The sequence below is a fragment of the Brevibacillus sp. NRRL NRS-603 genome, assembly GCF_003013445.1.
Taxonomy (GTDB): Bacteria; Bacillota; Bacilli; order Brevibacillales; family Brevibacillaceae; genus Brevibacillus; species Brevibacillus formosus.
Genome location: NZ_PXZN01000078.1, coordinates 1 through 7,766, shown reverse-complemented (window position 1 = coordinate 7,766; position 7,766 = coordinate 1). Strand labels below are relative to the sequence as shown.

Genomic DNA, 7,766 nt, shown 5'->3' with positions numbered 1-7,766 from the left:
TTCACAGGCAGGGGACTTTTGGCTGTTTCTATCCTATTCTTTGGACGCCCACTTGAAATCTACGACACCGATGCTATCAATCACGACATTTTTGAGCTTCTCATTTTGTACCCAGTGATCAGTGAAATAGTAAATCGGAGCAACTGGCATCTCCTCCATGAGGATCGCTTCTGCTTGCGCCAACAGTTGCTTGCGCTTCTCAGTATCTTTTTCGGTCGCAGATTGGTTCAAGAGTTCTTGGTACTTTTTGTTTTCCCATCCGGTTTTGTTGTTGAATCCATCCTTGTCCTTAAACAGCTCCAGAAAGCCGACAGGATCATAATTGAAATCACTAATCCAGCTACTCCGCCCGATCTGATAGTCTCCGTTGTTCATTTCTTCTAGGTACACTTTCCACTCTCGCTCATTGAGCGTTACATCTACGCCGAGTGTTTGCTTCCACTGCTTTTGAATGGTTTCCGCTGTCAGACGATAATTCTCAGAAATTTTAAAGGAAAGTGTGATTGGTGGTAGCTTCGTAATTCCTAATTCCTTCATGCCTTCAGCCAGCAGCTTTTTCGCCGTTTCCTGATCGTTGTCCTTGAAGTAGCCTTCCTTTTTCAGCGTCATCGTCGGGGGCAAGGCACCTGTAGCTGGTATTTGTGCGCCATTGTCCAGCGCCTGACGATTGATCGCGTAAACAAACGCCTTGCGAATTTTTGCGTTGGTAAACGGAGCCTGCTTTGTGTTGAACTTGTACCAGTAAACACCAGCTATTGGTCTGGTTTGCAATATTTCATCGTACTCCAATGCAGGCAACGCATCGATTGGCAAAAAACCAAACGGAGCGCCTGCCCAGTCGGACTCGTCATGATCGAACATATACAGCTGTGTATTCTCATCCTGAATGACGGTAAATTCCAGCTTGTCCAGCTTCACAGCCGCTTTATCCCAGTACAGGTCGTTTTTGACCACCGTGATTTTCTCTTTATCTACGGCAACTAATTTGAAAGGTCCGTTCCCGACATGTGTCGCAGCTTCTCGAAACCACCCCGGGTTTTTCTCATCGAGCTTTTTGTTCACCGGATAAAAAATCGGTGCGGCCGTTACCTCTGTAAAATATGGTGTAGGCTGCTCCAACTCCACGCGCAAAGTCTTGGCATCGATGGCTTTTACTCCTACCTCGTCCAGCTTCATATTGCCTATGTTGGCTTGCTCCGCGTTTTTGATGGAATAGAGTAGATAGGAGTAGGTACTATCTGTTTTCGGGTCTAGCGCACGCTTCCACGCATATTCGAAGTCATGGGCAGTGACCGGATCGCCATTACTCCACTTCGCCTCACGTAAATGAAACGTATATGTTTTCATGTCATTCGATACGTCAATTTTCTGGGCGATTGATGGCTGAACTTTTCCATCCGGACCTAACCGGACCAACCCATCAAACATCGTCTGCATCACAGAAAACATCGCTTCATCCTCAGCCATAACGGGGTCCAATTGACCTGGCTGATCAATCAGGTTCAACCGCAAAACCTTATGAACGGGTGTAGTGCTCACTTCTTGGACTTTACCTTCGTTCGCCGAAGCATATCCTACTGATGAAGCCAGCATCCCTATCGCCACTAGCATATTTGCAATCATCTTACCTTGACGTTTCATCTCAATTCCCCTTTTCCTTATACAATGTACAAGCGATAGTGCAGAAAATCATCCGGTGTTTCCGACTCCATGTCATAGGGCTCGAATCCATTTTTCAGCAACACTTTTTGCGAGGAGATGTTATCCGTTGTTGTTTTGGCACAGATCATTCTGACATTCAAGTGGGGAACATGCTCCTCCAAAAAGAGCTTCAGTGCCTGTGAAGCCACTCCTTTTCCAGCGGTATCTTCCCCGACGCGATAGCCCAGATGTCCGATTCCTTCGTCTTTCTCGATGTCTACCAAATTCATTCTGCCCAAGATGTCACCCTGGCTGTTTTTGATGAGGCCAAAAAACGAGATTCCTTGCGCCTGCTCGTCGAGCAAGGCTTGCAGACCTCGTAAAAAATGGTCATATTGGTAGTAAGCGTCTCCCCGACTGGGAACCGATTTTTCAAAAAAGGCGCGATTGCGCAGTTCAAATTGAAACAAGCTGGCTGCATCCTGTATGCTTAATTTTTCGACAGCAATCATCATGGGTACGTATCCTTTCTTAACTCGAGGTGGAATGAATATGGCAGTTGCTTATTTAGAAGAAGGCACGTTTATCGCCTTTATTGCCTTTACGATATTTTTCTTTGTCGCTTACAAGCTCGATCAGATTTCGTTTGTCTCGTTCATTGTGTCCTTGGCCGTCACGGCTTGTGTTCACGCTGCCTTCTATTGGTTAATTGTAAAATATTGGCCGTTTTTTTAATAGCACGAAAAAGGCGCAGGATGAACACCCGCGCCTGTACGTTGATCTACTCACAGCTTCGCTTCATAGGCCGCAAGCAATTGAGCTGCTTGCTTGTTGTACTGGTTGACCAAGACTTGAATGGCTTTTTGCCACTCAGCTTGTGGGAACGGCACTGGCAGTTGATTGGCCGGCTTGCCGTTCACGTTCAGTGCTGTTGTGAGCATTTGCTGTTGTGCGTCACTGAGTGAAGCCGTCGTTAACACCTTTGGCTTGAGCACTTTTTTTCCTTTCAGGGAACGCATGAGCTCTGTCATCAAGATGTGCTGATACTCCGCGTACAAATTCATCGTCATGTAGTGGCTCATTCCCTCTCGAAACGGTACAATTCCCCGCTTTTGTGCCCATTCCAATACCTGTGGCGTCGTCATCGCTTGACTAGTTTTGCCCGTCGCCATGAAATAAGCCACTCGGAACATATCTTCGTCGCTCATGACAGAACGATTCTCATCGGCTTTGATGATACCCTTGGACACCAGTTCTGAAAGTACCGCCTGCTTGCCTGCATCCTTCGGCAGATTCAAATAAAGCGCCAGATTGGCAAAAAAATGGCTCTCGCTGTTGCCGCCAGCTGGCCAGCTATACGGTTTGCCGAAATCGATCAGCTCTAGCGGGCGTTGTCGCATCAACTCTGAGTAGGCAGAAAATGACTGGAAGGAGATCGGCCGATAGGTGACTACTGGCTTTTTCGTCAGGAATCGGGTGGCAAACAGCTCTTGCCCGCCATGCCCGAGATAGCCAAATTGGTCTTTTGTCGTGAACACATAAGGAGGCTGGCTGGCAGAAGTGCTCCACAATTGCAGAAATAACTGGTCAACCGGCATAATCGTCTCAAATTTGGCACTGGTCAGCACCTTGCCATCCATAGACAGCAGTCCAAATAATCCCGTCTTTTTATCCTGATAAACGATGGCACTCTGCTTGCGATCCGGTAAAATCAAAAACTTCAAGGACTGATAATCCCCTGTGCTCGAGCGCTGCAGCTCTGGAGAGTATACGCCCCACCCTGCACTCGTTTGAACGAGCAGCTTGTTGAAATCGGCCTCTGCTACATAACCGTTCACGCCCGTGAGCTTATTTACGAGCTGATTTCCTTCTGGTGCCCATATATCAAAGGTGCCGTCTGCACGTGTCGCTATCGCGATTTTGTGATCTTGTAGCATTCTTTCGGTTATATCGCGATAAATAGCTTCGCTGACGACCTGAAGCTGCCCGCCATCGGTCTTGCTCATTGACATTCCCACGACATCCGGTCTTACACTCATGGTGTATACGGAGTCAGCCACTTTGATCAAGGTGATTGGCGATCTGTCGTTGCCACCCTTCCACATCCCGACTTTGTTCTCTGTAGTCAGCAGCTTGCCCTCTGGCGTATACAAATCGGTCCAATCACGATCCATTGCAACAATCAGCTTGGTATCGGAATCCAAGTAAACAGATTGGTAGTGCTTGCTGATTGGTTGTTTTGTCTTGCGGTCCACGATCATAACGCCTTTTCCCGGCTGATACTCTGTCGTCAAATCATCGGACAACGGTTTTGGATTGCCAGCTTCTTGTGGTTTCCCGCTGAAGTTGTATCGCTGCACTTTTCCATCCGGCTCAGTCACCAACACCTGCCCCGTTACTTCCTCATAGCGAATGACTCGATTCTCAGCAGGAGCCAAAACCAAGCCTTCATTTTCAGAATAAAGTCCGATTTTGTTTCCGTCCTTAATGCTGAGCATGCTGTAGCTGCCCAATGTCACATACGAGTCGAACCAAAAATCAGGCTCTTTGACTTCTTTATTCCAGCCAGGGAGGATTGCTTTTTTTCCGTCGCTACGGACGAGCAAGCGTGCAGCTGGCGGACCTTCTACCGAAGAATAAGTGAACGGTATGACCGTTCCTCCTCCAACCTGGGCGACTCCGTACAGATTCGTCTTAGGGTCCTGTCCCAGCACATAGCTCCCATGTAAAAATTGGGCACCTTTTTTGAATGGATGTGCTGTGCCTTTGGCAACGGAATGATACGTGGCTACATCTCCAGTTACGGTGTAGTACACGTCCGGATTTTGGTGTTCGATCCCCACTTCTTTATATATGGGCTCTGCCAGCATCCGTCCGTCTTTCCACAACCCTTGTCCTTTTGGCCCAATCACCTGAAAGTACCCATTATTCCATATATAAATCGCGTTGTATTTGGGCTCCAGTACGTACTTTCCATTGCGATCAAGCAAGCCTTCTTTTCCACCAGATCGAACCTTAAGATACGCGGTGTCTGGACCACCTTCGTTCGGAATCAGTTCTGCCTTTGCCAGTGCAAACAGCTTTTTGCCGGACGCAGAATCGTACATGATAAGCTCTTTGGGCGTGGTCGCGACGAAATATCGCTTTTTCTCCGCCTCTTTATTTTCCGTCTGACCAGGAGCAACGAGTTGCACCATCGTCAGCTTTCCCGCAAATGGAGGAACGAGGACTTTGCCATCCCCATTGAGCAGCATCGATGATTTTCCCAGCAGCATAATTGCCGTCCCTTGCTCTGCGGACGAATAATACGGATGCGCCCCAGCAAATTTCATGGTCGACAGCTTGTGCGTCTTCAAATCGATATACTGAAACCAGCCGCCTTTTTGAACAATCGCGATATTTTTGGAATCGGGAATGTCGATATTATCCCAAATTGTAGGGGTTATTTCCTTCCCGGTTCGCGGGTCGATAATTCCTTTTTTACCGCCCTTTGTAACGATCATGCCTGAAGAAGTTATCTGAAATTCATCATAAATCGCCTGAGTAACCAGCTTGTTACCATCCGTAAAGCCGATCTTGTAGTCTGTTAAATACGGCTGAATCTGGGAAAACGTAGCAGCATGGACAGAAGAAGTCCACGCACTTGCCCCGAGTATGACCGCAGTAACCAAACTCATGGTTTTCGTTTTTATGTTCATTGGTGACTAGCCTCCTATGGCAACGTTCCCTTCCTTTGACGCTTCGTAGGGTGAACTAGTTTCGCTACACTTTTCAAGCAACTGGAACCTTTTCTTTCCGTCCATTCGCTTTTAAGCGTGCTATAATTGTTCACACCGACGCAGTATAATCATCGTATACGGATGGGAGTGCTGAAAAGAGCACTTGGAAAGGATGTTCCCATGAATTTCTTTGCTGCCGCCTTGCAAAAGCCGGATGTAAGACGATTTGGGATTTTAGCGTTGTTTTGTTTGTTGCTTTACTCCTTGGGAAGTATGCTGAACATGGTTTTGCTTACCTTTTTAGTTACTTATTTAATGAATCGGCTGCATCAATACCTCACGCGGCTCACTCATAAAGTCGTGCCGATCCATCCCAAGCTGATTCTCATTTTTCTCTATATGTTGCTGACCTTCTTTCTGGTTGTAGGTGGGATGAAAGCCATTCCGGCGCTTATTCACCAAACCGGACAATTGTTCCATGTCATCGAGCAAGTGTACCACCAAAATCAGCACAATGAGTTTGCTCCTTATCTTATGTCTATTGTTGGGAAGCTCGATATGAAGGGCATCGTACAAGGCAGCCTTGATTTTCTCGCAGTGGTCAGAAACGTTGGGTTCAATGTCTTTCTAGCGATTATTTTGAGCCTGTTTTTCCTGCTCGGAAAAGACAATGTCGTTACGTTTACCGCTCAATTTCGGACGAGCAAATTATCCTGGCTGTACAACGAAATCGCCTACTTCAGCCAAAAATTCATCCTGACCTTTGGCAAAGTAATCGAAACACAGCTGTTGATCGCCTTATTCAACACGACCTTCACCGTCATCGGTCTATGGATCATGGGCTTTCCGAATCTATTGGGACTTGCGATCATGGTCTTCATCCTGGGACTCATTCCGGTTGCAGGTGTCGCCATTTCATTGATTCCGCTCAGTGCCATCGCCTATAGCGTCGGTGGTATCGCAACTGTCGTCTATTTGCTCATTTTCATCATGGTGATTCACGCGCTTGAAGCCTATGTGCTGAATCCTCGCTTGATGGCAACGAAGACTCACTTGCCGATTTTCTACACATTTGTCGTTCTGATCTTTTCCGAGCATTTCTTTGGGGTATGGGGACTGATTGTCGGGATTCCGTCCTTTGTTTTCTTGCTGGACATCTTCGAAGTGAAGAAAATGGAACACCCCCCTTCCAAAAACCGATCCGTTCCAAAAGATAAGCGAGATGTACAAGTCAACACGTGACGAATGGAAATAAAGAAGGAGCCCTCTGTAAAAGGGCTCCTTTTTGGTTTTACTTGCCTTCAAACCATTTGATCAAAGCTTGCGTGCCGCTATCTGCCTCGCCGTTAGCTGCCAGTTCTTCATAAAGCGATTTGGAGAGTGCGAGTCCTGGCGTCATCAGCCCCATTTCCTCCGCTGCTTCTAATGCGATACCCATGTCCTTGATAAAATGTTTGACGTAAAAGCCAGGTGCGAAGTTGCCCGCGATCATGCGCGGCGCCAGATTCGACAGCGACCAGCTGCCTGCGGCACCCGCTCCAATGCTCGTCAGCACTTTTTCCGGGTCCAGACCTGCTTTTTTCGCATACGCGATCGCTTCGCACACACCGATCATGTTCGTCGCAATGCAAATCTGGTTGCACATTTTGGTATGCTGACCTGCCCCTGGTCCACCCTGCAACACGACGTTGGTCCCCATGATCGTGAACACTGGCTCCATCGCATCAAATACTTCCTGATCGCCGCCAACCATGATGGTCAGTCGCGCTTCCCGTGCCCCTACATCTCCACCGGAGACAGGCGCATCCAGGGAATACAGCTCGTGCTTTTTGGCTTCCTCATAAATATGTTTCGCCAGCGACGGTTTCGATGTCGTCATATCGATCAAATAAGTGCCTGGCTTCGCATTTGCCACAATTCCATCCGCGCTAAGATACACTTCCTCGACATCAGATGGGTAGCCGACCATCGTAATGATGACGTTTGCCTCTTTTGCCAGCTCACTGACATGCTCCTTCCAGATCGCACCGGCTGCCAGCAAATCTGACGCTTTTTCCTTTGTACGCGTGTACACCAGCACTGTATATCCCGCTTGCAGAAAATGGTTTGCCATGCTTTTCCCCATGACACCCGTTCCTACAAATCCAATAATTGTTTCACTTACAGGCAAAGTCATGTGAACCACTCCTTCGTTTCTCTCTATCCTAATTATCTCGACAATTGTACTTCTCGAATCTATCCGAATATTCCTGCTTTGTGTAAAGGAATCGGCATGATGACTCAAATAAAGGAGGAGGGCATTATCGCCCCCCTCTATAAAATCAATTGCTCCGGATTCAGCCCTAGCAGCGCCTCATGCACAAACCTTCCGTCTTTTCGAATGAGTACATCGTCAAACCAGATTTC

At 47.6% G+C, this 7,766-nt stretch carries 6 protein-coding genes; 2 read left to right on the top strand and 4 right to left on the bottom strand.

What is annotated here, in order from left to right; translation table 11 throughout:
• Positions 1–33: 33 nt before the first annotated feature.
• The gene (locus C7R94_RS27970) at positions 34–1,641 is read right to left on the bottom strand and encodes a peptide ABC transporter substrate-binding protein (protein ID WP_106785836.1); all 1,608 of its coding nucleotides are present in this window, start codon (positions 1,639–1,641) and stop codon (positions 34–36) included.
• Positions 1,642–1,658: 17 nt separating this feature from the next.
• Positions 1,659–2,156: a GNAT family N-acetyltransferase gene (locus tag C7R94_RS27965; RefSeq protein WP_106785835.1), complete on the bottom strand. Its 498-nt coding sequence runs from the start codon at positions 2,154–2,156 to the stop codon at positions 1,659–1,661.
• A gap of 37 nt (positions 2,157–2,193) precedes the next feature.
• Here C7R94_RS27965 and C7R94_RS27960 point away from each other — a divergent pair, with 37 nt between their 5' ends.
• Positions 2,194–2,376, top strand: coding sequence for a hypothetical protein (locus C7R94_RS27960; RefSeq protein WP_047074121.1), 183 nt, complete (start codon positions 2,194–2,196; stop codon positions 2,374–2,376).
• 50 nt (positions 2,377–2,426) lie between these two features.
• Here the strand turns inward: C7R94_RS27960 and C7R94_RS27955 are convergent, their stop codons facing one another.
• Positions 2,427–5,339, bottom strand: a complete 2,913-nt coding sequence (locus C7R94_RS27955) for a WG repeat-containing protein (protein ID WP_106785834.1) — start codon at positions 5,337–5,339, stop codon at positions 2,427–2,429.
• A gap of 201 nt (positions 5,340–5,540) precedes the next feature.
• Here C7R94_RS27955 and C7R94_RS27950 point away from each other — a divergent pair, with 201 nt between their 5' ends.
• A complete protein-coding gene (locus C7R94_RS27950; RefSeq protein WP_106785833.1) occupies positions 5,541–6,602 on the top strand; it encodes an AI-2E family transporter in 1,062 nt (353 codons plus the stop codon).
• Positions 6,603–6,651: 49 nt separating this feature from the next.
• Here the strand turns inward: C7R94_RS27950 and C7R94_RS27945 are convergent, their stop codons facing one another.
• Complete coding sequence (locus C7R94_RS27945; protein WP_106785832.1) at positions 6,652–7,536, bottom strand: NAD(P)-dependent oxidoreductase; 885 nt, start codon at positions 7,534–7,536, stop codon at positions 6,652–6,654.
• Positions 7,537–7,766 lie beyond the last annotated feature (230 nt).

Bases quoted from the DNA above. Each gene is read 5' to 3' on its own strand.
- C7R94_RS27960 (WP_047074121.1), top strand. From the start codon at position 2,194: ATGGCAGTTGCTTATTTAGAAGAAGGCACGTTTATCGCCTTTATTGCC.
- C7R94_RS27950 (WP_106785833.1), top strand. From the start codon at position 5,541: ATGAATTTCTTTGCTGCCGCCTTGCAAAAGCCGGATGTAAGACGATTT.
- C7R94_RS27965 (WP_106785835.1), bottom strand. From the start codon at position 2,156: ATGATGATTGCTGTCGAAAAATTAAGCATACAGGATGCAGCCAGCTTG.
- C7R94_RS27970 (WP_106785836.1), bottom strand. From the start codon at position 1,641: ATGAAACGTCAAGGTAAGATGATTGCAAATATGCTAGTGGCGATAGGG.
- C7R94_RS27945 (WP_106785832.1), bottom strand. From the start codon at position 7,536: ATGACTTTGCCTGTAAGTGAAACAATTATTGGATTTGTAGGAACGGGT.
- C7R94_RS27955 (WP_106785834.1), bottom strand. From the start codon at position 5,339: ATGAACATAAAAACGAAAACCATGAGTTTGGTTACTGCGGTCATACTC.